Raw genomic sequence first — 26177 nt, forward strand, 5'->3', positions numbered from 1 at the left:
GCAGCGAGGAGTGCTCAGGCGACGGCGTCGTCCCGGCTCCCGCCGTCCTCGTGGACCTCCAGAAGGTGGAAGTCCTCCAGGTCCAGCACGAACCCGCGGATCTTCGTGCCCGGCAGCAGGAACGGGTCGCGCCGCAGCAGCGCCATGTCGCGGCGGACGCTGACCACCGGGTCGCGGAACGCGTGCGTGCGCCACGGCGGACGCATCCCGGTCTCCTCGGCGAGCTCCTCGGTGAAGTCGTCCTCGGTGAACGTCGTGAGGCCGCAGCCGGCGTGCTGCACGAGCAGGACGTCGCGGGTGTGCAGCTTGCGCTGGCTGATCGTCAGCGAGCGGATCACGTCGTCGGTGACGACGCCGCCCGCGTTGCGCAGCACGTGCACCTCACCCAGCTTCATGCCGAACAGCGCGAACACGTCGATGCGGGAGTCCATGCAGGTCAGCAGCGCCGTGTGCAGCGCGGGCGGTACGGGGAGCCCCTCGGCGTTGCTCGCGGCGAGACGACCGCCGCCCGCCTCGTAGCGTGCCAGCAGATCCTCGATGGCCATCGCCCGTACCCCTCTCGTCCCGGTGACAGGCCGACCATAGGCGACGAGGGCGCCGCGGTCCTCCGAGCGTGCTCGGGACCACCCGGTGATCAGCCGGCCGGGTGGTGGCTCGTGTCGTTGACCAGCCGCACGCTGGTGCCGCCGTCGGGGTAGTAGGCCACCTCGGACAGGCTCGCGAGGTCGAGGTGCATCCGGTAGAGGATCTCCGGGCCGGCGCCCAGCGCGTCGCGCAGCAGCATCTTGATCGGCGTCACGTGGCTGACGACGACGACCGTGCCGCCCCCGTACGCGGCGAGGATCGCGTCGCGCTCGGTCGCGATCCGCTCCGACACCTGCGCGAAGCTCTCCCCGCCGGGCGGGGCGACGTCCTGGCTGCCCAGCCACAGCGCGTGCAGCTCGGGGTCGCGCTGCTTGGCCTCGCCGAACGTCAGCCCCTCCCAGGAGCCGAAGTCGGTCTCGATGAGCCCCTCGCGGACCTCCAGCGGCGCGTTCGTCGCCTCGGCGACGGTGGCCGCGGTCTGGCGCGCGCGGCGCAGCGGGGAGCTGACGATCGCGGTGATCTCCGCGCCGATCCGGGCGAGTCGGACCGCCGCGCCCGCCGCCTGGGCGTGGCCCAGCGCGGTGAGCTCGGGGTCGCCGTGGCCGGAGTAGCGGCGCCCGACCGACAGCTCGGTCTGGCCGTGGCGCAGCAGCAGCAGGCGCGTCGGCTCGCCGGTCTGGCCGGTCCAGGACGTGGACGCCGGGGCCGTCACAGCCCCGACTCCGGCGTGCGCACCAGGATCACGCCGCACTCCTCGCAGTGCACGACCTCGTCCGGGGGCGCGGCCCTGAGCGCGGAGATCGCGGTGCGGTCGAGGTCGAGCCGGCAGGCCTGGCAGCGGCGGGCCAGCAGCAGCGCGGCCCCGGTGCCCTGCTGGGCGCGGCGGCGCTCGTAGGCCGCGAGCAGCTCCTCGGGCAGCGTGGCGACGACCTCCTCGCGCGCGCGGCGGCGTCCCGCCTCGGCGGTGTCGATGTCGAGCAGCGCCTCGTCGCGGCGCTCGACGATGGCCGCGATCTCCTTCTCGGCCGCCTCCAGCGTGGCGCGCGCGTGCCCGAGGTGGCCCTCCAGCGCCTCGCGCCGCTCCATGATCTCGAGCTGCTCGTCCTCCAGCACCGACTGCCGGCGGGCCAGGGTCTCCAGCTCGTGCTGCAGCTCGGTGGCCTGCTTCGCGCCGATGCCGGACCCGGCGAGGAGCTGGTTGTCGCGCGCGGTCCGGGTGCGGACGCCGTCGACGTCGCGCTCGATGCGGCGGATGTCGCGGTCGAGGTCGCCCGCGTTCGTCTCCGCCTCCACCACGGCGTCCCGGGCGGCGCGCACCGCCGCCTCGGCCGCCGTCAGCTGCGCGTGCTCGGGCAGCGAGGTGCGGCGGTGGTTCAGGCGCGTCAGCTCGGTGTCGACCCCCGCGAGGTCGAGCAACCGACGCTGGACGGCCGGTTCGGCTCTCATGTCTCTCCTCCTGCGACCGCGACGGTCCACGGATCGGTGCGCCGCCGCGAGACGCGGACGTCGACGTTACCGTCCGTGGCCCCGCGGACGACGTCGGCCGCCTGCGCGCACCACGGCCACTCCGACGCCCAGTGGGCGACGTCGACGAGCGCGGGCGAGCCGGGCAGCAGGCCGTGCTCGGACGCCGGGTGGTGGCGCAGGTCGGCGGTGACGTAGACGTCGACGCCGGCCGCGACCGCGGCCCCCAGCGCCGAGTCGCCCGCACCGCCGCAGACGGCGACGCGCTCGACGGTCCGGTCGGGATCGCCCGCGGCCCGCACCCCCCACGCCGTCGACGGCAGGGCGGCGGCGACGCGGGCGGTGAAGGCGCGCAGCGACTCGGGCTCGGCGAGCGCGCCGACCCGTCCCAGGCCCAGGGCGGAGGGCAGCTCGGCCAGCTCCAGCAGGTCGAACGCGGGCTCCTCGTACGGGTGCGACGCCCGCAGCGCGGCGACGACGGCCCGGCGCTTCTCCCGCGGCAGCACCATCTCCAGCCGCGTCTCCGCGACGCGCTCCAGGCGCCCGACCGTGCCGATCGCGGGGTTCGCCCCGTCGAGCGGCTTGAACTGGCCGGTGCCCGCGGAGGCGAACGAGCAGTGGCTGTAGTCGCCGATGTTGCCCGCGCCCTCGGCGGAGAGGGCCTCGTGCACCGCGGTGATCGCCGGACCCACCGGGATGAAGGTGACGATCTTGTCCAGCGGCGGGAGCGGCGCCCCGACCAGTGGTCCCTCGACGGTGACGCCGAGCGCGGCGGCGAGGGCGTCGGAGACCCCGGGGTCGGCGGAGTCGGCGTTGGTGTGCGCGGTGAACAGGGCGGTCCCTCCGCGCACGAGCCGGTGCACCAGCCGGCCCTTGGGGGTGTCGGCGCCGACCCCGTGCACGCCCCTGAGCAGCAGGGGATGGTGGGTCACGAGGAGCTGCGCGCCGATCTCGGCGGCCTCGGCGACGGTCTCGGGCACCGGGTCGACGGCCACGAGCACGGTGTCGACCGGCTCGTCGGGGTCGCCGCAGACGAGGCCGACGGCGTCCCAGTCGGCGGCGAGGCGGGGCGGGTAGGCGGTCTCGAGCGCGGTGATGAGGTCGCGGACGGTGGTGGTCATGCCCGCCCCCCTTGCAGGAAAGCCACGTTCACGCCGCGAGGTTGCGTGAACGTGGCTTTCCTGCAACTCGGCGGGGACTCGGTGCGCGGCCCGGCGCCGGACTCCCCCAGCGCCGCCCCCAGTGCCTCCACCAACCGCTCCACCGCCCCCGCCGGCCGCACCGCCACCCGCACGTGGTCGGGACCCAGCCCCGGGAACGTGTCGCCGCGGCGCACCGCGATGCCCGCCTCCCGCAGGTCGGCCCGCACCCGCTCCCCGCGGCCGTCGGGCAGCCGGAGCAGCAGGTAGGGCGCACGGCCGGGCAGGACCGTGACGCCCGGGACCGCGGCCAGGGCGGCGGCCTGCTCGGCCCGCAGCCGGGCCAGCTCGACCGCGGCCTCCCGCGCCTGTGCGACGGCCACCGGCTCGCAGCAGGCGATCACGGCCTCCAGCGCCGGCGTGGACACCGGCCACGGCGGGCGCGAGCGGGCGAGGCGGGCCAGCAGGTCGGGGTGCCCGAGCGCGTAGCCCGCGCGCAGCCCGGCCAGCGCCCAGGTCTTGGTGAGGCTGCGGAACACCAGCGGCCCCGGCTCCCCCGCGAGCGTCTCCGGCTCCCCGGGCACGGCGTCGGCGAAGGCCTCGTCGACCAGCACGACCCGCCCCGGCGCGGCCAGCGCGCGCACGTCGTCGGCGGGGTGCAGGACGCCGGTGGGGTTCGTCGGGTTGCCGACGACGACGAGGTCGGCGGCCGCGGGAACCGCGGCGGGGTGCAGGCGGTGGCCGTCGGCGGCGTCGGTCAGGACCTGCTCGACGGGCACGCCGGCGTCGCGCAGGGCGGCCTCGGGCTCGGTGAACCCGGGGTGCACGACGGCGGCCAGGCGCGGGCGCAGGGCGGGGAGCAGCGCGAACCCCTCGGCGCTGCCCGCGAGCACCAGCACCTCGTCGGGGCGGCGGCCGTGCCGGGCCGCGACGGCCTCCCGCGCGGCGCGGTCGTGGGCGGCGCTCGGGTACCGGCCGAGGTCGTCGAGCACCCCGGCGATGCGGTCGCGCAGCCACCGCGGCGGGCCGGAGCCCTGCACGTTGACGGCGAAGTCCAGCAGCCCCGGCTCGGCGTCGACGTCGCCGTGGTGGCGCAGCGCCTGGGGAAGATCCATGCCCCGCACCCTACGGTGGAGGGGTGCACGTGGTTTTCGTCTGTACCGGCAACATCTGCCGCTCGCCCATCGCCGAGAAGGTCGTCGCCCAGGAGCTGGAGCGGGCCGGTCTCGCCGACGGCGTGACGGTCACCAGCGCCGGCACCGGGGGCTGGCACATCGGCTCCCCGGCCGACGAGCGCTCGGCCGCGCTGCTGCGCGCGCAGGGCTACCCCGACGAGCACAGCGCCCGCCTGATCGACGAGGAGCAGCTGGCCGCCGACCTCGTCGTCGCGCTGGACCGCTCGCACCTGCACGCGCTGCGCGCGATGGTCGCCGATCCCTCCCGGGTGCGGCTGCTGCGCTCGTTCGACCCGGCCTCCCCCGCCGACGCCGAGGTCCCCGACCCCTACTGGGGCGACGAGGACGGGTTCGAGCGCGTGCTGGAGATGGTCCGCGCCGCGGTGCCGGGCCTGCTGGACTGGGTGCGCGAGCACCGGTAGCCGCGGGAGCCCGTCGTGAGCGGGCACGTCACGCTTCACCGCCAGTCGTCGAGCACCAGCACGTCGGGGTGGTCGTAGCCCGCGGTGTTCGGGCGGTGCATCGTGACGCCGGGGGTGTCGGTGCGGAAGCCGGCGCCGAGCAGGTGCCGGTAGGCGTCGTGGCGGGCCGTGCTGACGCCGACGACGAGCCGCTGCGCCCCGGCCGCCGCGGCCCAGCCGCCGCAGGCCAGGAGCAGCCGCTCGAACGTGCCGCGGGCGTGCGGGCCGGGCGCGACGGCCGCGAACTTGACGAACGCGACGCCGGTACCGGCCTCGGTGCCCGCCCCGGTGTGGCCGACGGCGAACCCCGCCGGCGCCTCCGGCTCCCCCACCAGCACGACGTCGCCGAGCGACTGGTCGAGCACGGCGTCGACCTCCCCACCCACGTCGAGCCCGGGGTGCACGGCCCCGGTGACGGCGGCGCACGCGGCCCGCAGCGCGGCGCGGTCGGTCCAGGCCGACCCCAGGAACCCCGACGGCGACTCGAACGGCGCCACCGGCCGCGACATGATCGCGGTGAGGAAGCGGGGCCAGAAGCCGAACTTCTGGTAGAGCCCGTGGTGGCGCGGGCTGTGCGCGAAGGTGAACAGGCCCTGGTGGCTGACGCCCCAGTCGCGGAACACGTCGAGCGTGGCGGTCAGCAGCCGTGACCCGACCCCGGCGTCCCACAGCTTCGGGGTGACCGACAGCGGCCCGAGCCAGCCGACGTCGCCCCAGCGGGTCACGACGGTGGACCCGACGAGGTCGCTGCCCGCGTACGCCCCGAGGACCGTGGTGTGGGCGGCGCGGAACCGGGTCCGCAGGAGATCGGTGTCGCCGAAGGTGTCCGTGCCGAGGAAGGTGCCGAACGCGTCGCGGACGATCTCGTCGGCGACGCCGAGGTCGGCGGCGTCCAGCGCGCGAACGTCGAGGTCCATTCGCGCAGTGTGCCGCACCTGCTGCTCCGAACGGCAGAGCGCACGGTGGTTCAGGTGGTCGTGGCCACCAGCTCGGCGAGCGAGTCGCGCAGCGCGCCGGCGAGGACGGCGACGTCGGGCATCGCGTCGCGGTCGGCGGTGAGGCCGTAGTGCATCCCGCCGTCGTAGGACGTGACGCCGATGGCCACGGCCTGGCCGCCGGCCAGCGGCACCACCGGGAACATGTCCCGCATCCGGGCGCCCAGGGCGTAGAGCGGCCGCGGCGGGCCCGGCACGTTGGTGATCAGCACGTTGTAGAGCCGGCTCGAGTACTGGCTGGTGAGGCGGGCGGCGATGCTGTGCACGACCGGTGGCGCGAGGCCGACCAGCCCGATCAGCCGCGCCGCGCCGACGGCCCGGCCCCCGCGCTTGTGGGCCTCCATCGCGCCGCGCACGGCGGTGAGCCGGGCGACCGGGTCGTCCTCGGCCACCGGGAGGTCGACGAAGTACGCGGAGATGCTGTTGCCCGCCCCCGACCCCGACCCCGACGCCCCGGACCGGGCCCGCACCGACACCGGCACGAGCGCGCGCACCGTGGTGTCGTGCGTCAGCGGCTCGCCGCGGGTGATCATCCAGCGCCGCAGGCCCCCGGCGACGACGGCCAGCACCACGTCGTTGACGGTGCCGCCGTGCGCCTTGCGGACCGCGCGGTGGTCGGCGAGCGGGGTGCGCGCGGTGCCGTAGCGGCGCTGCGAACCCGTGACGGCGGTGAGCGGGTGGACCGGACGGGTGCCCGCCGCGCTGCGGCCGGTGTCGAGCGCGGCCTGCGCGGTGCGCCCGATCGCCGACGCCGCGTGGCCGATGTCGCCGAGGATGCGGCCGGTGACGTCGAGGGCGAGCTGGGGGCGGCGCAGCGTGTCCAGCACCGCCGACGCCGCCAGCTCCAGGCCCCACGGCTCCCGCGCGGGCGTCCAGTCGTCCTCGGGGGTGTCGCGCGGCTCGGGCGTGAGGTCGAGCAGGACGGAGCCGATGTCGACCGACGCCAGCCCGTCGACCATCGCGTGGTGGGTCTTGGTGACCACCGCCAGCCGCCCGTCGGCCAGGCCCTCGACCAGGTAGATCTCCCACAGCGGGCGCGAGCGGTCGAGCCGGCGCGAGAGCAGCCGGCCGACCAGCTCGTGCAGGACCTCCTCGGTGCCCGGGGCGGCGAGCGCGGAGCGCCGGACGTGGTAGGCGAGGTCGAACTCCGGGTCGTCGACCCACACGGGCAGCCCGAGTCGGGCCGGCACCTCGCGCACCTTCTGCCGGTAGCGCGGCACCAGCCCGAGGCGCTGCCCGATGAGCGCGACGAGGGCGTCGACGTCGAAGCCCTCGCTCGGCTCGAACGTCATGACGCCCCCGACGTGCATCCCCGCGTTCTCGTGCTCGGCGAACAGGAACGACGCGTCGAGCGGCGAGAGGCGGTCAGGCACGGGGAAGGTCTACCAGCCCCGTGGTCACCACCCCCGCAGCGGGAACCCGGAACGGCCGTCGCCGTGCGCGCGCTCGCCCAGCACCTGGTGGAGCTGGATGTTGTCGCGCTCGAACCCGAGCCGGCACGCGGCCATGTAGAGCCGCCAGACCTTCGCCTTGCCCAGGCCGACCTCCGCGACCGCCTCGTCCCAGTGCTCCTCGAGGTTGGCGCCCCAGGCCGCGAGGGTCCGCGCGTAGTGCTCGCGGAAGTTCTCCTCGTGACGGATCTCGAACCCGGCGTCGTTCATCGTCCCGATCACGTGCCCGACGGTGTGCAGCTCGCCGTCGGGGAAGATGTAGCGGCCGATGAACGGGTCGAGCTTCCGGGGCGGCGTGCGCGACTCGGTGATGCAGTGGTTGAGCAGCCGGCCCCCGGGCTTGAGCCGGGCGTGCAGCGAGGCGAAGTACGCGGGCAGCTGCGCGCGTCCGATGTGCTCGGTGAGCCCGATCGAGCTGACGGCGTCGAACTCCGACTCCGGCGCGTCGCGGTAGTCGACGTGGCGCACCTCGGCGAGCCCGTCGAGGCCTCGGCGGGTGATCTCGGCCTGCGCCCACGCGGCCTGGTTGGCCGAGAGCGTCACCCCCAGCGCCTTCACGCCGTGCTCGGCGGCGGCGTGCATGACCATGCCGCCCCAGCCGCAGCCGACGTCCAGCAGGCGCTGCCCCGGCCCCAGCGCCAGCTTCTGCGCGACGAGCTCGAACTTCTCGGCCTGCGCCTCCTCGAGCGTCGCCGTCGCCGTCGGGTACACCGCGCAGGTGTAGGCCATCGACGGGCCGAGCACCCACTCGTAGAAGGTGTTGGAGACGTCGTAGTGGTGCGAGATCGCCTTGCTGTCGCGCGCCTTGGAGTGCAGGCGGCCCGGCGGGCGGTACTCGAACTCCGGCGGCGGCTGGCGGTGGCGCGCCCACACCGGCAGGAGCTGGCGGGCCAGCTTCAGGCGCTGGGCGCGCGGGATGTCGTGCAGGATCACGTCCGGCATCGCCGCCAGGACGCCGTAGAGCTCCCCCTCGACCTCGATCTCGCCCGTGACGTAGCCCCGCGCCAGGCCCAGCGTGCCCGGAGCGGTGACGAGTCTGGCCATGGCTCTCGGAGAGGTGATCCGCATGGCGGCCTCGGCGCTGTCCGGGCCCGCCTTGCTGCCGTCGTAACCGATGATGCGCACCGGCACGTCCGGCCCGATGACACTCGAGATGATCTCTGCGACCTGCATCATGCCCTCCCCGTGACCTTGCTGTAGAGATCGGGCAGCCTGCCGTCGGGGTCGTAGCGGCCCTTCAGCGACCGGTAGGCCTGTCCGTTGTAGTGCTCCCAGAACTCGGGCTCGTCGTAGTGCACCGTGGAGTACAGCGACTTGTGCCCGCCCAGCTCGGCGACCAGCTGCTCCACGCGCCTGTTGTGTCCCTCGGGGTCCCCCGGCACCTCCGGGACAGTCGACCAGAAACCCACGTTCACGTAGAGTTCACCGGCCTCCATCGGGTAGAGCGGCCAGGTCGTCTCACCGCGCAGCCGCAGCGGGCAGAGCCACACGGGCTCGATGCCGACGTCGCGCTGGAACGCGTCGAGGAACTCGGGCAGCCGGTCGACCGGGATCTCGACGTCCTGGATCACCGGCTCCTCCTGCGGCTGCCGCAGCAGGCGGCGGATCCGGCTGGAGAACCGCGTGCGGCGGTCGAGCGCGACGATCCGGCGGTAGACGTCCGAGCGCCGGTAGCGGCCCGGCCAGACGCGGCGCACCAGCGGGTGCTGCGCGCCCAGCGCCGCCGAGCACCAGAACCAGTCGGTGTCCCAGCGCCACAGGTAGTCGTGGACGGTCAGGTGGTCCTCGGTGCGCTCGCGCACCGACTTGTAGAATACCTGCTGACCCGTGTAGTCGCTGACGCCGGGGCCGGGGTCGTCGGTGAAGAACCCCAGGCTGAGGTACTGCTCGTCGCGGGTGAACACGACGCCGTCGACGAAGTCGGCCGGCCCGGCGCACGCCTCACGGATCTCCTCGGCGAGCTTCCCGGTGGCGACGCGGCGGTGCTCGAGGCGGACGTAGGGCGCCACGGGCTGCAGGTCGATCTCCAGGCGCAGCGCGTAGCCCAGCGTGGCGTAGGAGTTGGCGAACCCGTGGAACAGGTCGGCGTGCTCGCCCTCGGGACGCGCGGTGACGAGCTCGCCGCCGGGCAGCAGCACGTCCATCTCGCGCACCGACTCGTGCGGCAGGCCGTGGCGGAACGACGTCGACTCGATCCCGAGCCCGGTGACCGCCCCGCCCAGGGTGATCGTCTTGAGCTGCGGCACCACCAGCGGCATCAGCCCGTGCGCCAGCGTGACGTCGACGAGGTGCTCGTAGGTGGTCATGCCCTGCACCTGCGCGGTGCGGGCGGCCGTGTCGACCTCGATGACCCCGGTGAACGCGGACGTGTCGAGGCGGCGGTCGTCGGCGGCCCCGGCGCCGAACCGGAACAGGTTGGACGTCCGCTTGCCCAGCCGCACCCGCTCCCCCGCCGGCACGGCCCGGTACTGGCGCACCAGCTCGGCGATGGCGGCGTCGTGCTCGGCGCGGGGGACGGTCGGCGGGGTGGACAGCTGCAGCCCGGCGCTCATGTAGCGGGACGCTAGTACTCGCGCGGCGGGCTGCCCACCCTGTTGACGAGGGCTGCTTCGTCACATCGCGGCCGCGCGTTGACCGCGCCGCCGCGCACGCAGCACAGTGGCGCGGTGGAACGGGCCCTGGCCGTGCTGACCGTCGTCGCGCTCGTCACGGTGCTCGCCGAGGCCACCGACCGGCCCGATCCGCTGCCCGGGTACCTGGTCGCGGTGGTGTGCGCGGCGCTCGTGCTCGTCGCGCTGAGGTGGTTGGAGGGGCGTGGCCGCGCCGTCGCGGTGTCCTACGTGGCCGTCCAACTCGGACTGGCGTTCGCCGTCTCCTCCCTGGCCGGGCCCGGCGTGGGGGCGACGCTGCTGTTCTGCCTCCTCGTCGCGCAGACCGTCCGGATGCTCCCCCCGCCGGCCGCCGTCGTCGTGGTGGCGGTGGCGCCGCTGACCCACGTCGGCATGAGCTGGGCCGACGGGCTGCGCGAGGGTCTGGGGGTGCTGGCCGCGGCCGGGTTCACCGCCGTCGTCACCCTGCTCCTGCTGCGCGAGCAGCGCGCCAGGGAGGAGCTGGACGTCGCGCACGCGCGGCTGCGCGCCCACGCCGAGCAGGCCGAGGAGCTGGCCACGATCGAGGAGCGCAACCGGCTCGCGCGCGACATCCACGACGGCCTCGGGCACCACCTCACCGTCGTCCAGATGCAGGTGCAGGCGGCCCGCGCGGTGCTCCGGTCCGATCCGGACCGCGCCGACGGGGTGCTGGCCAAGGCGCAGGCGCAGGCGACCGAGGCGCTGGCCGAGGTGCGCCGCTCGGTCGCGGCGCTGCGCGGGCCCCGCACCGCGCCGCCGCTGGCGACGGCGCTGGAGGCGCTCGCCGAGCAGACCTCCGCCGCGGGCGTGCCGACCGCGCTGCACGTCACCGGCGCCGCGCGCCCGCTGCCCGACGACGTGCGCGACTCGCTGTTCCGCACCGCCCAGGAGGGCCTCACCAACGTCCGCAAGCACGCCGGCGCCACCCGCGCACGGCTCGTCCTCGACTACGACGCGCCGGGGACGGTGCGGCTGGAGGTCAGCGACGACGGCAGCGGGATCCCGGACGCCCCGGCGTCCGGCGGGTTCGGGCTGACCGGCCTGCGCGAGCGGGCGGAGCGGCTCGGCGGCCGGCTCGACGCGGAGACCGCACCCGGCGGCGGCACGACGCTTCGGCTGCAGGTGCCGGCGTGAGCGCCCCGGTGCGCGTCCTGCTCGTCGACGACCAGGCGCTGTTCCGCGAGGCGCTGGGCACGCTGCTCGACGTGCGCGAGGAGATCGAGGTCGTCGGCGAGGCGGGCGACGGCGACGAGGCGCTGCGCCGCTCGGCCGCGCTGAGCCCGGACGTCGTCCTCATGGACCTGCACATGCCCGTGCTCGACGGCATCGCGGCGACGCGGCGGCTGCGCGCGGAGCAGCCCGCCGTCCGGGTGCTGGCCCTGACCACCTTCGACGACGACGAGGACGTGTTCGCGGCCCTGCGGGCGGGGGCCGTGGGCTACCTGCTCAAGGACGTCGCGTCCGACCGGCTCGTGGAGGCGCTGCTGGCGGCGGCGCGCGGGGAGTCGGTGCTGCAGCCCTCGGTCGCGGCGAAGGTCGTCGCCCGGTTCGCGCAGCTCGCGGACACCGCGCCCGCGCCCCGGCCGCAGCCGCTGGTGGTGCCCCTGACCGAGCGCGAGCTCGAGGTGCTGCGGCTGCTGGCCACCGGGCGCAGCAACCGCGAGATCGCCGCCGCGCTGTTCCTCGCCGCGGGCACCGTCAAGAACCACGTCACGAACGTGCTGGCCAAGCTCGGGGCCCGCGACCGCACCCAGGCCGCCCTGCGCGCCCGCGAGCTGGACCTGCTCGGGCTACCGCGGGAGTGACCCCGATCGTGACCTCCGGCACGGGTGCGCGGGCCCCGGCGCCGCCACGATCGGCGCCATGACCGATGTGCAGAACAGGACCACCAGGACCACCACCCGCCGCAGCGCCCTGCGCTTCGGCCTCCACTACCTCGAGATGGTCGTCGCGATGGTGGCCGGGATGCTCGTGCTGGGTCCCCTGTGGGACCTGGCCGCGCCCGGCCTGACCGACCGCGCCGACGTCGCCGCGCTCGTCATGGCCACGGACATGGCCGTCGGCATGGGCGCCTGGATGCGCGTCCGGGGCCACGGCTGGGCCGGGATCGCCGAGATGTCCGCGGCGATGTACCTGCCCTTCGTGGTGCTGCTGGTCCCGTTCTGGCTGGGCGCGGTGTCCGGCGGCACCCTGATGACGGCCGGGCACCTGCTGATGCTGCCGCTGATGGCCGTCGCGATGCTGTGGCGGCGCTGCGACTACACCTGACCCCTCAACGCCGGGCGCGCACCAGGCCCGGGAGCGCCGAGAGCCCGGTGGTCGGGTGGAACGCCTCGGCCGCCGCGGTGAGCGCCCCGTGCTCGGAGTCGCTCAGCACGATGTCGGCGGCGGCGGCGTTGCGCTCCACCTGGGCGACGCTCGACGCCCCCGGGATCGCCACGACGTTCGGGAAGTGCACCAGCCAGGCCAGCGCGACCTGGGCGGGCGTGGCGTCGTGGACCGAGGCGACGTCGCGCAGCAGGTCGAGCAGCGGCGACGCGGCCCTCATGTTCTCGGGCAGGAACATCGCGTTGGTGGCCCGCACTCCCCCGCTCGGCCGGTGGTCGGCGTTGTAGCGCCCCGAGAGCAGACCCTGCGCCAGCGGGCTCCAGGCCATGACGACGTGCCCGGTGCGCTGGGCCCACGGCAGCATCTCGGCCATCGGCCCGCGCGAGACCAGGCTGAACTGCACCTGGTTGGACAGCACCCGCGCCCCGCCCAGCGCGCCCTCGGCCCGCTGCCAGCGCTGGAGCGGGTAGTTCGAGACGCCCACCTCGTCGATGACGCCGACGTCGCGCAGCGCCCGCATGCCGCGCATCGTCGTGGAGTCGCCGACGACCGGGTTGGGCTGGTGCACCTGGTAGAGGTCGATCTGGCGGACGCCCAGGCGCTGCGCGCTCGCGACGCCGCGCTGCTGCACGATCGCGGCCGTCGGCATCACCGGGAAGACCTTCGAGGCCACCACGACGTCGTTGGTGCCGCCGGAGTCGCGCAGCGCCTCGCCGAGGATCCGCTCGCTGCGGCCGAACCCGTACACCTCGGCGGTGTCGAACACCGTGATCCCGAGCTCGCGGGCGCGCTTCACGATCCGCCCGGCCTCCCCCTCGGCGTAGTCGGTGCCGTAGCCCCACTCGCGGGACCCGAACTGCCACGTGCCCAGGCCGATGACGGAGTACGGCTTGGCGGTCGCGATGTCGAGATGACGCATGCCCCTGTTGTACCCGGATCAGGCGTGGGCGGTCAGGAACTCGTCGACGTGCATCCAGGTGGTCCCGCGGGCCCGGCGGCCGGTGAGCACGCCGAGGTGGCCGCCCGGCGCCGACTCGAACCGCACCTCGGGCGAGCCGGTCAGCAGGTCGACCACGCGCTCGACGGCCGGGAGCGGGGCGATGACGTCGTTCTCGCCGCCCACGACCAGCACCGGAACGTCGATCTCCTTGAGCGCGATGGTGCGCCCGGCGAGGTCGAGCGTGCCGTCGGCGAGGTCGTTGCTGCGCAGCAGGAGGTGGTAGATCTGCCCGAACACACGGCCGGGGTAGCCGCGCATGTGGGTCATCATGAAGTCGACGGCCTCGATCTGGGCCAGGCAGTCGCGGTCGTCGAGGCGCGAGAGCACCGTGAGCGGCTTGGTGATCAGCCGGTCGACGGCCGTGAGCTGGAACGCCCAGCTCACCAGCGGCGCCGGGAAGCTGCCGATGGCCTGGTAGACCGCCGAGAGGCCGAGCCCGCCGGTGACGGCCGCGAGCGGTCGCAGCGGCGCCACCAGCGGCACCGCGGCGATGTCGACGGGGCTGCCGATCACGGTGAGCGTGTGGATCGGCAGCGTCACGTCGGCGGCCGTCGCGAGCAGGCAGAAGATCCCGCCCAGCGACCAGCCCAGCAGGTCGACGCCGTCGGCTCCCGTGTCGCGGACGGTGTCGCGGACCGCGCGGGGCACCACGTCGTCGACCCAGTGCTCCATGCCCAGCGCGCGGTCGGCGAACCGGATCGGGCCGTAGTCGACGAGGTACACGGTGCGCCCGGTGGCCAGCAGGTGCTGCACGAGCGAGCAGCCGCGGCGCAGGTCGTAGGCGAAGTCGGGGGCGCCCAGCGGGGGCACGAGCAGCACCGGCGGGGCGTCGAGCAGGGGCACGCCGGCGATCGGGCGGTAGCGGTGGAGCGTGGCCGCCGGGGAGCCGGTGACCGCGTCGCGCGGCATCCGCCGCAGGTCGGCGACACCGCCGAAGACCGCCTTGTCGACGACGTTCAGCGCCACGTTCTGCGCCACGGCGGGGAGGCGGTCGACCAGCGTCACGCTCCGACCCTAGCCGCGGCCCGCGGGGGCCGCCCCCGGCCCGGTCGAGCCGTTCCCGGTTACCGGCCGGTATGTGACACTGCGGACCATGCAGCGCGACATCTTCGACGCCGACCACGACGCGTTCCGCGACACCGTCCGGACCTTCCTCGCCAAGGAGGTCCTCCCGCACCACGACCAGTGGGAGGCCGACGGCCACGTCGACCGCGCCGTCTGGAAGTCCGCGGGCGCGGCCGGGCTGCTGGGCACCGACGTGCCCGAGGAGTTCGGCGGCGGCGGGGTCGACGACTTCCGCTACAACTGCGTCATCACCGAGGAGATCTCCCGCGCCGGCACCTCCGGCCTGGGCTTCCCGCTGCAGAACGACGTCATCGCGCCCTACCTGCTGCGCCTGGCCACGCCCGAGCAGAAGAAGCGCTGGCTGCCCGGCTTCTGCTCCGGCGAGACCATCACCGCCATCGCGATGACCGAGCCCGGCACCGGCAGCGACCTGCAGGGCATCCAGACGACCGCGAGGAAGACCGACGACGGCGACTGGATCCTCAACGGCTCCAAGACCTTCATCACCAACGGCATCCTGTCCGACCTGGTGATCGTCGTCGCGAAGACCGACCCGGAGGCCGGCGCCCGCGGCTTCAGCCTGCTCGTCGTCGAGCGCGGGATGGCCGGGTTCGAGCGCGGCCGCAACCTCGCCAAGGTCGGCATGAAGGCCCAGGACACCGCCGAGCTGTCGTTCACCGACGTGCGCGTGCCCGCGGCCAACCTGCTCGGCGAGGAGGGCCAGGGCTTCATCTACCTCATGCAGAACCTCGCCCAGGAGCGGCTGTCGATCGCCGTCGGCTCGGTCGCGGGCGCGGCGCGGGCCCTGGAGCTGACGCTCGACTACGTCAAGGAGCGCAAGGCGTTCGGCAAGCCGGTGTCGGCGTTCCAGAACACCCGCTTCGAGCTGGCCGAGATGGACACCGAGGTCACGGTGACCCAGGTGTTCGTGGACCGCTGCATCCGCCAGCACGTCGAGGGCGAGCTGTCGATCTCCGACGCGGCGAAGGCCAAGTGGTGGGCGTCGGACGTGCTCAAGCGCGTGGTGGACCGGTGCGTCCAGCTGCACGGCGGCTACGGCTACATGCTGGAGTACCCGATCGCGAAGGCCTTCGTGGACTCGCGGGTCCAGTCGATCTACGGGGGGACGAACGAGATCATGAAGGAGATCATCGGGCGGACGCTGATCTCGTAGCCCCTCCCCCCCGTTACCTTCTTGATCAAGCCCGATGAGGGCTTGCAGGCCACCGGTCACGGCATGACTTGTCGCCCCTGTCGTCGATGATCTGGGGGGTGTTGTCACCGTGGTCGGAGGGCGCCAACGACCGCTGATAGAGACCTGACCCGCTCGCGTGGTCTGCTCGTAACGTGGCTGCCGGCGCGGGTGCCCGGGTCGGCCTGCCCCAGCGGCTAAGGAGGCGTCGTTGTCGAAGTCCGACAAGATCCCCGAGCACGACTTCACCGTGTTCTGCGGGCTCGACGTAGGCAAATCGGTGCACCACGCCTGCGCGCTGGACCCGACCGGGCAGCGGCTGCACGACAAGCCGCTGCCCAACGACGAGACCGCGCTGGCCGAAATCTTCCAGCAGCTGTCCGTGCACGGACGGGTGCTGGTGGTCGTCGATCAGCCCGCCTCGATCGGTGCCCTGGCCGTCGCGGTCGCCCGGTCACTGGGGATCGAGGTCGCCTACCTGCCCGGGTTGGCGATGCGCCGCATCGCCGACCTGCACCCCGGACAGGGCAAGACCGACGCCCGTGACGCCTACGTCATCGCCGACGCAGCCCGCACCATGCCCCCACACCCTGCGCCGGGTCGGCACCGACGACGAGATCCTCGCCGAACTCACCGTGCTCGCCGGCTACGACGACGACCTCGCCGCTCAGTCCACCCGGCTCATCAACCGCCTGCGCGACGCCCTGCTGCACGTCCATCCCGCGCTGGAACGCCTGCTCGGACCCCGTATGGACCGCGGCGGGGGTACTCGACCTGCTCGCCGCCGCCCCCACACCCGACGCGCTGCGCCAGCTCGGCGAGGACGGCATCACCGCCGCGATGCGCCCTCGCTCGCCGCGGCTGGCCAAGACCCTGCCCGCGCAGATCCTCGCCGCGCTCGACGCCCAGACCGTCGTCGTCCCCGGCACCACCGCGTTCGGCCGCGTCATCGTCGGCGTCGCCACCCAACTGCGGGAGGTCCGCGCCGAGCGCGACACATTGGCCGCCGAGCTCGAGTCCCGCCTGGAGGCCCACCCTCTTGCCGAGGTCCTGATCTCGATGCCCGGCCTCGGGTTCAGGACCGCCCTCAAGATCCTCACCATCGTCGGGGACGGCGCCGCGTTCCCCACCGCCGGGCACCTCGCCGCCTACGCCGGCCTCGCTCCCGTCACCCGCAGATCCGGGACCTCGATCAAGGGCGAGACCCGCTCCCAGCGCGGGAACCACGCCCTGAAGTCCGCGCTGTTCTTGTCGGCGTTCGCCAGCCTCGCCGACCCGACAAGCCGCGCCTACTACGACCGCAAACGAGCCCAAGGCAAGCGGCACAACGCCGCATTGATCTGCCTCGCCCGCCGCCGCACCGACGTCATCTACGCCATGCTCCGCGACCGCACGCCCTACGCACCGCCAACGTCCTCGGAGCCTCGCCCGGCGCCCGCCGCCGCTTGACAACCCCATAGAGACACCCCCCCGGCCCCCGCCGCACACTCCCCGCTCACTTCCCGCGAGTCGGGGTGTGGTTGCGCGCGAGTCGGGGTGGCGTTGCGCGCGAGTCGGGGTGGCGTTGCGCGCGAGTCGGGGTGGCGGTGATCGTCAAGAGGGTGACCCCACGGTCCTTCGCACGACCCTCACGTCACACTCCTGGCGATCACCGGGCTGTGATCACCGGGAGTGCGACCGCACGGTCGCGGCGACGACCCTGGCGGTGCGGTCTCGGCGATCAAGGCCATCAGGTGGACTTCGTATCGGTCGGCGGATGCTGACGGTCGGGTCAGAGGACCGGACAGGGCGATCGGCGGCGGCCAACACGTGACGACGCGGCCGCCGACGAGCTCATGAGAGTGATGCCCTGGCGGCTGACGCTCGGCAGCCGCGGGGAGACCGGCGATCGGCCGGCGATCGGCCGGGTGCCCGGGCCGTCACGGTGCCCGCGGTCCCGGGCAGTGATCGCCGGGACTGTGACACCACGGCCCTCCGCGCGACCGCCACGTCACACTCCTGCCGATCACCGAGCTGTGATCACCGAGAGTTCGACCTCACGGCCCTGCCGACGACCCTGGCGGTGCGGTCTCGGCGATCAAGGCCATCGGGTTGCCGGGTCGGCGGCGTCTGGTCGCCGCGCCGGGGCGACCGCGACGGGTGACCGCGACGGGCGACCGCGACGGGCGAGCGTGCCGAGTGGCCGTGCTGGGTGGTCGCCCAGCGGCCGTGCCGAGTGGCCACACCATGTGGCCGACCACCACGCACACCGGCCACGCACGCTGGCCGCGCTGGCCGGCCGCCACCTGACCGGGCCGCCTGACCGCGCAAGCTGACCCCGCCGCCTGACCGCGCCGCCTGACCGCGCCGCCTGACCGCGCCGCCTGACCGCGCCGCCTGACCGCGCCGCCTGACCGCGCCGCCTGACCCCGCCGCCTGACCGCGCGGTGCACCGCTTCCCAGCATTGGCACCCGCGACTCCCGAACCCGGTGATCGTCGGAAGTGCAACGCCACGGCCCTCAGCACGACCCCCACGTCACACTCCCGACGATCACGAGGCTGTGATCAGCGGGAGTGCGTCGTCACGGCCCCGCCGACGACCCTGACGGTGCGATCTCGACGATCACGACTACCGGGGACGGTCCGGCGGGGGTCAGACCGTCGCCCCGCAGGCCCGCTCGATCTCCGTGACGGCCGCCAGGATGCGGGCGGCGTCGATCCGCACGGCGTCCTGCGCGGCGTTGCCGTCGGGGCCGAGGAGGGCGCGGCCCTGGGCGTCGAGGTCGTCGATGGCGGCGACGAGCTCGGTCTGGGCGGCCACGATCTCGGGATCGGCGACGCCGGAGGTCGTGGCCGCCACCTGGCGGGCGCCGAGCAGCAGGACCGCGACGCCGGCGGGCAGCACCGGCATCCTCTCGATCGCCTCGGCGGTCTGGCGGACGACCGACTGGCTGTCGGTGTAGTCCGCGCAGACGACCTCCTCCGGCGTCTGGGCCGGGGCGGCGCCGGGCGCGGGGGCGGAGGTCGCGGGCGGCGGGGCGGGGGCGGGCTCGGTGCCGCAGCCGGCGAGCACGGCCAGAGCAGCGAGGGCGGCGGCCGCCACGAGCGCGGGGCGCCTCACGCGATCACGCTCGCGCGGATGCGGGCGCGCTCGGCGTCGATGTCGACGGTGGCGGGCGGGAACCGCGGGTCGAGCTCGGTGAGCGTCTCGGCGAGGATCGCGGCGATGGCCCAGTTGCGGTACCACTTGCGGTCCGAGGGCACGACGTACCAGGGCGCGGTGTCGGAGTCGGTCTCGCGCAGCGCGTCGGTGTAGGCCTGCTGGTAGGCGGGCCACTTCGCGCGGGAGTCGAGGTCGCCGGTGTTGTACTTCCACACCTTCGCCGGGTCGTCGAGCCGGGCGAGCAGCCGCTCCGCCTGCTCGGCGGGCGAGATGTGCAGCATGCACTTCACGATCGTGACCCCCTGCTCGGCGAGCTCGGACTCGAACGCGGTGATCTCGGTGTAGCGCCCGCGCCACACCTCCTCCGGCACGAGCGAGTCGACGCGGGCGATGAGGACGTCCTCGTAGTGCGACCGGTCGAACACGCCGATCTGGCCCGGCGCGGGCACCTTCGGCCGGATGCGCCACAGGAAGTGCTGGGCGCGCTCCTCGGCGGTGGGCTTCTTGAACGACGAGATCGTCAGGCCCTGCGGGTTGACGAGCCCGGCGACGTGGCGGATGACGCCGCCCTTGCCGGAGGTGTCCATGCCCTGCAGCACGAGAAGCACCGCGCGGGTGCCGCCGCCGATGGCCTCGGCGTAGAGGGCCTCCTGGCGCTCGTCGAGGACGGTGGCGAGGTCGGCCATCTGCTCGGCGGCCGCGGACTTGTCCTGCGGGCCGACGGGGCGCCCGCGCGGGTCGATCGCCGCCAGGTCGGGGTCGGCGGGGACCCGGAACGTCGAACGCGCGCTGCGGGCCATGATCCCCACCCTAGATCCCTGCGGCCCCGGGGGCCGACGGCGGTCAGGCGCCGAGCCGCTGCTCGTCGCCGTGGTCGGGCCCGTGCCCGTCGCCGGACCCGTCGGCCCGGCCCGCGAACCCGTCGGGCCGGTCGGCGGACTCGCGGTCCCCGTCGGCGACGAACGAACCGGCGCCGTCGGCGGACTCGTGCACCCCGTCGGCGGACCCGCGGGCGCCATTGGCGAACTCGCCGGGCTGATCGGCGAACTCGCCCGGCTGATCGGCAAACTCGCCGGGCGGATCGGCGAACTCGCCCGGCTGATCGGCAAACTCGGCGCGAGGATCGGCGGACTCGCCGGGCGATTCGGCGGACTCGGCGTGCGGATCGGAAAACTCGCCGGGCTCATCGGCGGACTCGGCGGACTCGGCGGACTCGGCGCCGCCCACCAGCACCCCGAGCTCCAGCTCCAGCCCGAACGGCTCCTCCAGCCGCAGGACCTCACCCTCCCCGGCCCGGGCGTACTCGTGGTACCGCCCGCCGATGAGCATGGTGGCCACCGCGAAGGGGTCGTCGTGGTCGACCAGCAGGGCGTAGGGGATGCCGCTGCCCGCGTAGAGCTGGGGCTTGAACCAGCGGTCGGCGACCCCGTTGCCCGACCCCACGACGTCGATCACCACCAGCGCGACCGACCCGTCCCGCACCCCGGACTCCGACGACGGCGCGGCACCCCGCGCCGACACCACCAGGTCGGGCACCAGGATCCGCCCCGGGCACAGCCGCAGGGCCACGGGCCCGCTGACCTCCAGCCCCTCGGGCAGCGCCGCCTCGACCGCCGCCCGGACGGCCGCGACGGCCGCCGCGTGCCGCTCCCCCGTGGACGGCGCGACGAGCAGGCTGCCGTCGACGAGCTCGATCCGGCGGTCGCGGGGCAGGGCCTGGTAGGCCTCCTCGGACCACGGGCCTTCGTGCGCGAGGGGCGCACCGCCCTCGACGTCGACCATCCTGGGCTCCCCCTCCTCGGCTGCCGGGCCGTCGCCGCAGGTGGCGACGGCGGCGCCATCGTGGCACAGCCCGCGCCCGACGGCGACGAGTGCCGTCGTGACCGGCGACCGGCGGCCGCCGCCGTCAGCCGACCGGTCGGGCCCCGACGGGAACCACGAGCGGCGTCCCGGCCACCGGGTCGGTGATGACGCGGGCGTCGAGGCCGAACACCTCGAGCAGGCGCTCCTCGGTGATGACCTCGTGCGGGGTGCCCGCGGCGACGATCCGCCCGTCGCGCATCGCGACGAGCCGGTCGGCGTAGCGGGCGGCCAGGTTGAGGTCGTGCAGGACCATGACGACGGTGCGGCCGACCTCGCGGTGCAGGCGGCGCACGAGCTCCAGGACGTCGACCTGGTGGGCGAGGTCGAGGAACGTGGTGGGCTCGTCGAGCAGCAGCAGGTCGGTGCCCTGGGCCAGCGCCATCGAGATCCAGGCGCGCTGGCGCTGCCCGCCGGACAGCTCGTCGACGGGGCGCTCGGCGAGGTCGAGCATGCCGGTCCAGTCGAGGGCCTGGTGGACGGCGTCCTCGTCGTCGGACGACCACTGGCGGTACCAGGCCTGGTGCGGGTGGCGCCCGCGCGCGACGAGGTCGGCGACCGTGAGGCCCTCGGGCGCGCTCGGGGCCTGCGGCAGCACCCCGAGGATCGTCGCGACCTCGCGCGTGGGCATCTTGTCGATGCGCCGCCCGTCGAGCAGGACCTGCCCGCCGGTGGGCGAGAGCAGGCGCCCGAGCGCGCGCAGCAGCGTCGACTTCCCGCACCCGTTGGGCCCGATCACCGCGGTGACGGTGCCGGCGACGATGTCGAGGTCGAGCCCGTCGACGACGACGCGGTCGCCGTAGCCGAGCCGGACGTCGTCGGCGCGCAGCCGGACGGCCGTGTCGACCTCGTTGAGCACCTGGGTCATGCGCGGGCCTCCCGGCCGTGTCGGGCGAGCAGGAAGAGCAGGTAGGGGGCGCCCAGGACGGCCGTGACGATGCCGACCGGCAGGGCCGCGGGGAGCATGGTGCGGGCGATGACGTCCGCCAGCACCGTCAGCGCCGCCCCCACCAGCAGCGACGCCGCGATCGGCGGCCTCGCCGCACCGACCAGGCGCTGCGCGATCTGCGGGGCGACGAGCGCGACGAACGCGATCGGGCCCGCCGACGCCGTGGCGATCGCCGCCAGCCCGACGGCGACGACGAGCAGCGCCGAGCGGGAGCGGTCGACGCGCATGCCCAGGCCGCGGGCGGTGTCGTCGCCGAACTGCAGCGCGCCCAGCGCGTGGGCCAGGACCAGTGCCGCCGGCACGAGCACGACCAGCGCCAGCCCGACCGGGACGACGTGCTCCCAGCCGCGGGCGTTGAGGCTGCCGGTGAGCCAGACGGTGGCGCGCGCGGCCTCGTAGATCTCGGCGACGACGAGCATCCACTCGACGACGGCGAGCAGCATCGCGTTGATGCCGATGCCGACGAGCACCAGCCGGTAGCCCTGGATGCCCCGGCGCCACGCGAGCGCGTAGATGACGGTGGCGGTGAGGAGCCCGCCGACGAGCGCCGCGATCGGCAGCCCGACCGCGACGAGCGTGGAGCCAACGACGCCGAACCCGCCGCCGAGGACGATCACGAACACCGCGGTGGCGCTCGCGCCCATCGTGATGCCGATGATGTCGGGGCTGGCCAGCGGGTTGCGGGCGACGGCCTGCGTGATCGCGCCGGACACGCCGAGCGCGGCGCCGACGAGCGCTCCGGTGAGCGACTGCGGCAGGCGCAGGTCGAGGACGATGAAGCGCTGGCCGCGGTCGCCGCCGCCGAACAGCACGGCGACGACGTCGGGGATGCTGATCGGGAAGTCGCCCCGCCCGATGTTGACGACGAGACCCGCGAACAGCACGAGCGCGGTCAGGACCAGCACGAGCACCGTGCGCGGGCGCCAGACCACGGAGAAGCGGCCGCGGCGCAGCGCGGGGCGGCCGGGGACCTTCGGCGCGACCGGCCCCTGGTGCCTGGTCAGCACGGCCATCAGAGGCTCACCATCTTCCGCCGCCGCACGAGGTAGATGAAGAAGGGCGCCCCCACCAGGGCCAGCACGATGCCGACCTGCAGCTCGCCGGGGCGCACGACCACGCGCCCGACGACGTCGCCGAGCAGGAGCAGCACCGACCCCGACAGCGCCGACGCCGGCAGCAGCCAGCGGTAGTCGGGTCCGGTGAACGTGCGGACGACGTGCGGCACCACGAGCCCGACGAACGAGATCGGGCCGCAGGCCGCGGTGGCGCCGCCGGCGAGCAGCGTGATCGCGACGATCCCGAGCACGCGCGTGCGCTTCACCGAGTGGCCCAGCGAGCGCGCGACGTCGTCGCCGAGGGACAGGGCGTTGAGCGCGGGGGCCGACGCGAGCGCGATGAGCGCCCCCGCCGCGAGGAACCAGACCACGTTGGTCAGGACCTCGCCGTCGCGGCCGGCGAGCGAGCCGACGGCCCAGTAGCGGTAGGCGTCGAGGGTGGCGACGTCGATGAGGATGATCGCCGAGGTCAGCGCGCTGAGCAGGGCGCTCACCGCCGCCCCGGCGAGCGCGAGCGTGACGGGGGTGGCGCCGCCGCGGCCGACGGCCCCGAGCACGAACACCGCCACGCTGGCGACCGCGGCGCCCGCGAAGGCGAACCAGACGTAGCCCAGCGCGTCGGTGACGCCGAAGACGTAGATCCCGACGACGACGAGGAACGCGGCACCGGCGTTGACGCCGAGGATGCCCGGGTCGGCCAGCGGGTTGCGGGTGTGGCCCTGGATGAGCGCCCCGGCGAGCCCCAGCGCGGCGCCGACGATCAGCCCGAGGACGGTGCGCGGGATGCGCAGCGAGCGCACGACGATGTGGTCCTCGAGGGTGACGTCGGGCCGGACCAGCGCGTCCCAGACGGTCATCAACGGGATCGGCTTCGCCCCCACGGCCACGCTGAGCAGGCAGCAGGCGACGAGCGCGGCGAGCAGCAGCACCAGGCCGGTGAGGCGGCGCACCCGCAGCGAGCGCCGCGGGACCGGGTGCCGGGCGGCGGCCGTGACCGGCACGGGGGTGGCCGTGCTCAAGGGCGTACTCCTCGGGGGCGCGATCGGGCGGCGAACGTGGCCTGCGCTCACCATAGGTGAGCCTCGCCTTCAGACCTACCCCGCACCGTCACCGATCAGGTCACCGCGCCGACCCGCCGATCCCCGGTCCGCGTGCTGGGATGGGCCGGTGCACCGCATCTGGCCGCTCCCCGCCGAGCCCGTCGACGACACCGCGCTCGCCGACGTCTACGCCCACCCCGACGGGGACGCCGCCCCGTTCGTCCGCGTCAACTTCGTCTCCAGCGCCGACGGGGCGGTCTCGGTCGACGGCCTCTCCGGGGGCCTCGGCACCCCCGGGGACAAGCGCGTCTTCGGCCTGCTGCGCGAGCTGGCGCAGGTCGTGCTCGTCGGGGCGGGCACCGCGCGCGCCGAGGGGTACCGCGGCGCCCGCCGCCCGACCCGCGGCACCGACACCCCTCCCCCGATCGCCGTCGTCACCGGCTCGGCCGACCTCGACCCCGGCAGCGGGCTGTTCACCGACACCCGCACCCCGACGATCGTCCTGACGACGGCCGGCGCCCCGCGCGAGCGGCGCGACCGGCTCACCGCGGCCGGCGCCGACGTCACGGTGCTGGACGACCTGGGTCCCGCCGCGCTGCTCGCCGAGCTCGCCCGCCGCGGGCTGCACCGCGTGCTGTGCGAGGGCGGGCCGTCGCTGCACGGCGCGCTGATCGCCGCGGACGCCGTCGACGAGCTGTGCCTGACGGTCTCGCCGCTGCTCGCCGGCGGTGCGGCCGGCCGCATCGCGGTCGGTCCGGAGGGTGCGCCCGCGCGGGCGATGACCCTGGCCTCCGCCCTGCACGACGAGGGGGCGCTGCTGCTGCGCTACCGCCGTTCCGGGGACGATCCGGGCACTCGCTAGTCTGATCGGGTGAACTACCGGGAGGGGGGCGCGGGTACCCGCGTCCTACGTCCGTACGGCACCGCAGCCCGACGACCTTCCGAGGAGCGCACATGAGCACCCCCACCCCCAGCGCCACCAGCACCACCGTGACCCCCGGTGGCATCCCGGCCCGCCTGGCCGACGACACCACCCAGGGCAAGACCACCATCGCGGCGTCCGTCGTCCAGAAGATCGCGGGCATCGCGGCCCGGGAGATCTCCGGCGTGCACTCGATGGGCGGCGGCGTGTCCCGCGCGTTCGGCGCGATCCGCGAGCGGATCCCCGGCGGCGGCACCGGCGCCTCGAACATCGCGGGCGTGCAGGTCGAGGTCGGCGAGAAGCAGGCGGCCGTGGACCTCGACCTCGTCGTCGAGTACGGCGCGTCCATCACCGAGCTCGCGCGCGCCGTGCGCCGCAACGTGATCACCGCCGTCGAGCGGATGACGGGCCTCGAGGTCATCGAGGTCAACATCGCCGTCAACGACATCCACCTGCCGTCCGAGGACGACGGCACCGACGACGTCGTCCCCACGCAGCCGTCGCGGGTCGAGTGACGGAGCCCCTCAGCATGGCTCGCCCCCTCGACACCGACGCGCTCGCCGAGCTCGTCGCGACCACGGTGACCGCGCACCCCGCGGTCGCCCGGCTCGACGGCGGCCGGTACGGCTCCGTCGCGACCTACCTCCCGGGCCGCCGCCTCGTCGGCGTCCGGATCGGGCAGGACGGCGAGCCGGTCGAGCTCGGCGTGGTCGTGCACCTGAGCGCCCGCATCCCGGACGTGGTGCGCGACCTGCGCCGCGAGGTCTCGGCGCTGTGCGGCGGCGCCCCCGTCGACATCACGGTGTCCGACGTCGCCGTCCCGGCGATCGCGGTCGGCCCGCCGGCAGGCGGCTGACCGTGTCGACCGCGGACGACCCGGCGGGTCGGCTGACCCCCGAGCAGCGCGCGGAGTACCGCGCGTTCGTCCGCGACCACCACCCCGACCGGGGCGGTGACCCGGAGTTCTTCGTGGCCGGCCTGGCTCGTCTCCGGGCCGGCCGGGCGGCCGTGCCTCCGCCCGACGACGACTCCCGGTACGACCGGCCGGTCGAGATCGTCACCCCGCTGCCGCTGCCCACCCGGGTGGCGGTGGCCCTCATCCGCACTCTGCGGTGGCACCGCAGCAACCGCCGCGTCGACTGACGCGGCACCCAGGAGATCTGATGAACGCCACCCACACCGGCCTGCTGGCCGGTCTCATCCTCGGCGCCACCGGCGCGATCGGCGGGTTCGGCGCGTTCCTCGTCGCCCTCGTCCTCGGCCTCGTCGGCCTGGTCGTCGGCCGCGTGCTCGACGGCGAGCTCGACCTCAACGCCGTCCTCGGGCGGGGTCGGGACCGGTGAGCCCGACCTCCTCCCCCGAGGAGCGCGGCCGGCTCGACATCCACCCGACGGTGCTGCGCAAGATCGTCGAGCACGCCGCCGACGGCACCCCGGGCACGCTGCTCCACGAGCGCCGCCTCGCGGGCGTCGGCGTCGGGAGGGCCGGGTCCAGCGCGAGGATCAGCGACGGGCCCGACGGCGCCGTCGACGTCGCGCTCGAGCTGACGCTGCAGTACCCCGCCCCCGTCCGCCGCACCGTCGAGGCCGTGCGCACCCGGGTGGGCGAGGAGCTGTCGCGCATGACCGGGCGGCACATCCGCAACCTCGCCGTCACCGTCTCGGGCCTGCGCGGCCCCGACGACGGCACCGCGGGCTCCGGCTCGCGCGTCCAGTAGGAGTTG

28 protein-coding genes and 1 pseudogene are annotated in these 26177 nt (G+C 74.7%); 12 read left to right on the forward strand and 17 right to left on the reverse strand.

The features are described 5' to 3' along the window. Positions 1-14: 14 nt before the first annotated feature. From HOP40_RS29680 to cobC, 5 genes are all read right to left on the reverse strand, one after another. Entirely contained in the window at positions 15-545 is a 531-nt protein-coding gene (locus tag HOP40_RS29680) for a beta-class carbonic anhydrase (RefSeq protein ID WP_172165098.1), read from the reverse strand. A gap of 89 nt (positions 546-634) precedes the next feature. Further along, entirely contained in the window at positions 635-1297 is a 663-nt protein-coding gene (locus tag HOP40_RS29685) for a histidine phosphatase family protein (protein ID WP_338053041.1), read from the reverse strand. Next, complete coding sequence (locus tag HOP40_RS36185; RefSeq protein ID WP_240157355.1) at positions 1294-2031, reverse strand: zinc ribbon domain-containing protein; 738 nt, start codon at positions 2029-2031, stop codon at positions 1294-1296. The genes HOP40_RS29685 and HOP40_RS36185 overlap by 4 nt, the downstream gene beginning before the upstream one ends. Continuing rightward, complete coding sequence (locus HOP40_RS29695) at positions 2028-3170, reverse strand: Nif3-like dinuclear metal center hexameric protein (protein WP_172165121.1); 1143 nt, start codon at positions 3168-3170, stop codon at positions 2028-2030. Before HOP40_RS29695 ends, HOP40_RS36185 begins: the two co-directional genes overlap by 4 nt. After that, positions 3167-4303 carry an Rv2231c family histidinol phosphate aminotransferase CobC gene (cobC, locus tag HOP40_RS29700; RefSeq protein WP_172165124.1) on the reverse strand — a complete coding sequence of 379 codons (1137 nt, stop codon included), beginning with the start codon at positions 4301-4303 and terminating at the stop codon, positions 3167-3169. The genes HOP40_RS29695 and cobC overlap by 4 nt, the downstream gene beginning before the upstream one ends. 23 nt (positions 4304-4326) lie before the next feature. Between cobC and HOP40_RS29705 the strand changes: the two genes are divergently transcribed. Then, on the forward strand, positions 4327-4785 hold the full coding sequence (locus HOP40_RS29705; protein ID WP_172165127.1) for a low molecular weight protein-tyrosine-phosphatase: 459 nt from the start codon (positions 4327-4329) through the stop codon (positions 4783-4785). Positions 4786-4820: 35 nt separating this feature from the next. On the opposite strand, the gene HOP40_RS29710 is transcribed toward HOP40_RS29705, so the two are convergent. The 4 genes from HOP40_RS29710 to HOP40_RS29725 are packed head-to-tail and all read right to left on the reverse strand — an operon-like array spanning position 4821 to position 9822. Further along, positions 4821-5741, reverse strand: a complete 921-nt coding sequence (locus HOP40_RS29710; protein WP_172165130.1) for a GNAT family N-acetyltransferase — start codon at positions 5739-5741, stop codon at positions 4821-4823. A 50-nt stretch (positions 5742-5791) separates the two neighbouring features. After that, complete coding sequence (locus tag HOP40_RS29715) at positions 5792-7192, reverse strand: WS/DGAT/MGAT family O-acyltransferase (RefSeq protein ID WP_172165133.1); 1401 nt, start codon at positions 7190-7192, stop codon at positions 5792-5794. A 24-nt stretch (positions 7193-7216) separates the two neighbouring features. Next, complete coding sequence (locus HOP40_RS29720; protein WP_172169476.1) at positions 7217-8443, reverse strand: SAM-dependent methyltransferase; 1227 nt, start codon at positions 8441-8443, stop codon at positions 7217-7219. Then, entirely contained in the window at positions 8443-9822 is a 1380-nt protein-coding gene (locus HOP40_RS29725) for an FAD-binding oxidoreductase (RefSeq protein ID WP_172165136.1), read from the reverse strand. Before HOP40_RS29725 ends, HOP40_RS29720 begins: the two co-directional genes overlap by 1 nt. Positions 9823-9936: 114 nt before the next feature. On the opposite strand from HOP40_RS29725, the gene HOP40_RS29730 reads away from it, so the two are divergent. From HOP40_RS29730 to HOP40_RS29740, 3 genes are read left to right on the forward strand one after another with little or no spacing between them, the layout of a single operon-like run. Continuing rightward, positions 9937-11034 carry a sensor histidine kinase gene (locus HOP40_RS29730; protein WP_172165139.1) on the forward strand — a complete coding sequence of 366 codons (1098 nt, stop codon included), beginning with the start codon at positions 9937-9939 and terminating at the stop codon, positions 11032-11034. Further along, positions 11031-11705 (forward strand): response regulator, encoded by a 675-nt coding sequence (locus tag HOP40_RS29735; RefSeq protein ID WP_172165142.1) that lies wholly within the window; start codon positions 11031-11033, stop codon positions 11703-11705. Before HOP40_RS29730 ends, HOP40_RS29735 begins: the two co-directional genes overlap by 4 nt. A 58-nt stretch (positions 11706-11763) precedes the next feature. Further along, positions 11764-12168 carry a hypothetical protein gene (locus tag HOP40_RS29740; RefSeq protein WP_172165146.1) on the forward strand — a complete coding sequence of 135 codons (405 nt, stop codon included), beginning with the start codon at positions 11764-11766 and terminating at the stop codon, positions 12166-12168. Positions 12169-12172: 4 nt separating this feature from the next. Here the strand turns inward: HOP40_RS29740 and HOP40_RS29745 are convergent, their stop codons facing one another. After that, complete coding sequence (locus HOP40_RS29745) at positions 12173-13147, reverse strand: aldo/keto reductase (RefSeq protein ID WP_172165149.1); 975 nt, start codon at positions 13145-13147, stop codon at positions 12173-12175. Positions 13148-13165: 18 nt separating this feature from the next. After that, entirely contained in the window at positions 13166-14233 is a 1068-nt protein-coding gene (locus HOP40_RS29750) for an alpha/beta hydrolase (RefSeq protein ID WP_240157356.1), read from the reverse strand. An 88-nt stretch (positions 14234-14321) separates the two neighbouring features. On the opposite strand from HOP40_RS29750, the gene HOP40_RS29755 reads away from it, so the two are divergent. Beyond that, a complete protein-coding gene (locus HOP40_RS29755; protein WP_172165152.1) occupies positions 14322-15467 on the forward strand; it encodes an acyl-CoA dehydrogenase family protein in 1146 nt (381 codons plus the stop codon). A 247-nt stretch (positions 15468-15714) separates the two neighbouring features. Then, positions 15715-16934 (forward strand): annotated as a pseudogene (locus HOP40_RS29760) (IS110 family RNA-guided transposase). Between the two features lie 1184 nt (positions 16935-18118). On the opposite strand, the gene HOP40_RS29765 reads toward HOP40_RS29760, so the two are convergent. The 6 genes from HOP40_RS29765 to HOP40_RS29790 all read right to left on the reverse strand — a co-directional run bounded on the left by HOP40_RS29765 (position 18119) and on the right by HOP40_RS29790 (position 23511). Then, positions 18119-18586, reverse strand: a complete 468-nt coding sequence (locus tag HOP40_RS29765) for a hypothetical protein (protein ID WP_172165155.1) — start codon at positions 18584-18586, stop codon at positions 18119-18121. Beyond that, positions 18583-19428 (reverse strand): PPK2 family polyphosphate kinase, encoded by an 846-nt coding sequence (locus tag HOP40_RS29770; RefSeq protein ID WP_172165158.1) that lies wholly within the window; start codon positions 19426-19428, stop codon positions 18583-18585. The genes HOP40_RS29765 and HOP40_RS29770 overlap by 4 nt, the downstream gene beginning before the upstream one ends. A 43-nt stretch (positions 19429-19471) precedes the next feature. Then, positions 19472-20410: a Uma2 family endonuclease gene (locus HOP40_RS36510; protein WP_172165161.1), complete on the reverse strand. Its 939-nt coding sequence runs from the start codon at positions 20408-20410 to the stop codon at positions 19472-19474. A gap of 124 nt (positions 20411-20534) precedes the next feature. Further along, a complete protein-coding gene (locus HOP40_RS29780; RefSeq protein WP_172165164.1) occupies positions 20535-21356 on the reverse strand; it encodes an ABC transporter ATP-binding protein in 822 nt (273 codons plus the stop codon). Then, positions 21353-22450: a FecCD family ABC transporter permease gene (locus tag HOP40_RS29785; protein ID WP_172165167.1), complete on the reverse strand. Its 1098-nt coding sequence runs from the start codon at positions 22448-22450 to the stop codon at positions 21353-21355. Before HOP40_RS29785 ends, HOP40_RS29780 begins: the two co-directional genes overlap by 4 nt. After that, positions 22450-23511 carry a FecCD family ABC transporter permease gene (locus HOP40_RS29790; RefSeq protein WP_240157358.1) on the reverse strand — a complete coding sequence of 354 codons (1062 nt, stop codon included), beginning with the start codon at positions 23509-23511 and terminating at the stop codon, positions 22450-22452. The genes HOP40_RS29785 and HOP40_RS29790 overlap by 1 nt, the downstream gene beginning before the upstream one ends. Positions 23512-23659: 148 nt before the next feature. Between HOP40_RS29790 and HOP40_RS29795 the strand changes: the two genes are divergently transcribed. The 6 genes from HOP40_RS29795 (at position 23660) to HOP40_RS29820 (ending at position 26171) form a co-directional block, all read left to right on the forward strand. After that, a complete protein-coding gene (locus HOP40_RS29795) occupies positions 23660-24394 on the forward strand; it encodes a pyrimidine reductase family protein (RefSeq protein WP_172165173.1) in 735 nt (244 codons plus the stop codon). 92 nt (positions 24395-24486) lie between these two features. Then, on the forward strand, positions 24487-24969 hold the full coding sequence (locus tag HOP40_RS29800; protein ID WP_172165176.1) for an Asp23/Gls24 family envelope stress response protein: 483 nt from the start codon (positions 24487-24489) through the stop codon (positions 24967-24969). Positions 24970-24983: 14 nt separating this feature from the next. Next, on the forward strand, positions 24984-25310 hold the full coding sequence (locus HOP40_RS29805; RefSeq protein WP_172165179.1) for a hypothetical protein: 327 nt from the start codon (positions 24984-24986) through the stop codon (positions 25308-25310). 2 nt (positions 25311-25312) lie between these two features. Beyond that, complete coding sequence (locus HOP40_RS29810; RefSeq protein WP_240157359.1) at positions 25313-25597, forward strand: hypothetical protein; 285 nt, start codon at positions 25313-25315, stop codon at positions 25595-25597. Between the two features lie 20 nt (positions 25598-25617). Next, positions 25618-25797, forward strand: a complete 180-nt coding sequence (locus HOP40_RS29815; RefSeq protein ID WP_172165182.1) for a hypothetical protein — start codon at positions 25618-25620, stop codon at positions 25795-25797. Next, positions 25794-26171 (forward strand): Asp23/Gls24 family envelope stress response protein, encoded by a 378-nt coding sequence (locus HOP40_RS29820; RefSeq protein ID WP_172165185.1) that lies wholly within the window; start codon positions 25794-25796, stop codon positions 26169-26171. The genes HOP40_RS29815 and HOP40_RS29820 overlap by 4 nt, the downstream gene beginning before the upstream one ends. The last annotated feature ends 6 nt before the right edge of the window (positions 26172-26177 follow it).

The organism is Pseudonocardia broussonetiae, assembly GCF_013155125.1.
In the GTDB taxonomy this organism is placed as follows: domain Bacteria; phylum Actinomycetota; class Actinomycetes; order Mycobacteriales; family Pseudonocardiaceae; genus Pseudonocardia; species Pseudonocardia broussonetiae.

What these genes read in the sequence shown, in the direction of transcription:
- HOP40_RS29815 (WP_172165182.1), top strand. Translation starts at nt 25,618, where the DNA reads ATGAACGCCACCCACACCGGCCTGCTGGCCGGTCTCATCCTCGGCGCC.
- HOP40_RS36185 (WP_240157355.1), bottom strand. Translation starts at nt 2,031, where the DNA reads ATGAGAGCCGAACCGGCCGTCCAGCGTCGGTTGCTCGACCTCGCGGGG.
- HOP40_RS36510 (WP_172165161.1), bottom strand. Translation starts at nt 20,410, where the DNA reads ATGGTCGACGTCGAGGGCGGTGCGCCCCTCGCGCACGAAGGCCCGTGG.
- HOP40_RS29770 (WP_172165158.1), bottom strand. Translation starts at nt 19,428, where the DNA reads ATGGCCCGCAGCGCGCGTTCGACGTTCCGGGTCCCCGCCGACCCCGAC.
- HOP40_RS29745 (WP_172165149.1), bottom strand. Translation starts at nt 13,147, where the DNA reads ATGCGTCATCTCGACATCGCGACCGCCAAGCCGTACTCCGTCATCGGC.
- HOP40_RS29800 (WP_172165176.1), top strand. Translation starts at nt 24,487, where the DNA reads ATGAGCACCCCCACCCCCAGCGCCACCAGCACCACCGTGACCCCCGGT.
- HOP40_RS29725 (WP_172165136.1), bottom strand. Translation starts at nt 9,822, where the DNA reads ATGAGCGCCGGGCTGCAGCTGTCCACCCCGCCGACCGTCCCCCGCGCC.
- HOP40_RS29755 (WP_172165152.1), top strand. Translation starts at nt 14,322, where the DNA reads ATGCAGCGCGACATCTTCGACGCCGACCACGACGCGTTCCGCGACACC.
- HOP40_RS29805 (WP_172165179.1), top strand. Translation starts at nt 24,984, where the DNA reads ATGGCTCGCCCCCTCGACACCGACGCGCTCGCCGAGCTCGTCGCGACC.
- HOP40_RS29720 (WP_172169476.1), bottom strand. Translation starts at nt 8,443, where the DNA reads ATGCAGGTCGCAGAGATCATCTCGAGTGTCATCGGGCCGGACGTGCCG.
- HOP40_RS29710 (WP_172165130.1), bottom strand. Translation starts at nt 5,741, where the DNA reads ATGGACCTCGACGTTCGCGCGCTGGACGCCGCCGACCTCGGCGTCGCC.
- HOP40_RS29785 (WP_172165167.1), bottom strand. Translation starts at nt 22,450, where the DNA reads ATGGCCGTGCTGACCAGGCACCAGGGGCCGGTCGCGCCGAAGGTCCCC.
- cobC (WP_172165124.1), bottom strand. Translation starts at nt 4,303, where the DNA reads ATGGATCTTCCCCAGGCGCTGCGCCACCACGGCGACGTCGACGCCGAG.
- HOP40_RS29740 (WP_172165146.1), top strand. Translation starts at nt 11,764, where the DNA reads ATGACCGATGTGCAGAACAGGACCACCAGGACCACCACCCGCCGCAGC.
- HOP40_RS29680 (WP_172165098.1), bottom strand. Translation starts at nt 545, where the DNA reads ATGGCCATCGAGGATCTGCTGGCACGCTACGAGGCGGGCGGCGGTCGT.
- HOP40_RS29695 (WP_172165121.1), bottom strand. Translation starts at nt 3,170, where the DNA reads ATGACCACCACCGTCCGCGACCTCATCACCGCGCTCGAGACCGCCTAC.
- HOP40_RS29780 (WP_172165164.1), bottom strand. Translation starts at nt 21,356, where the DNA reads ATGACCCAGGTGCTCAACGAGGTCGACACGGCCGTCCGGCTGCGCGCC.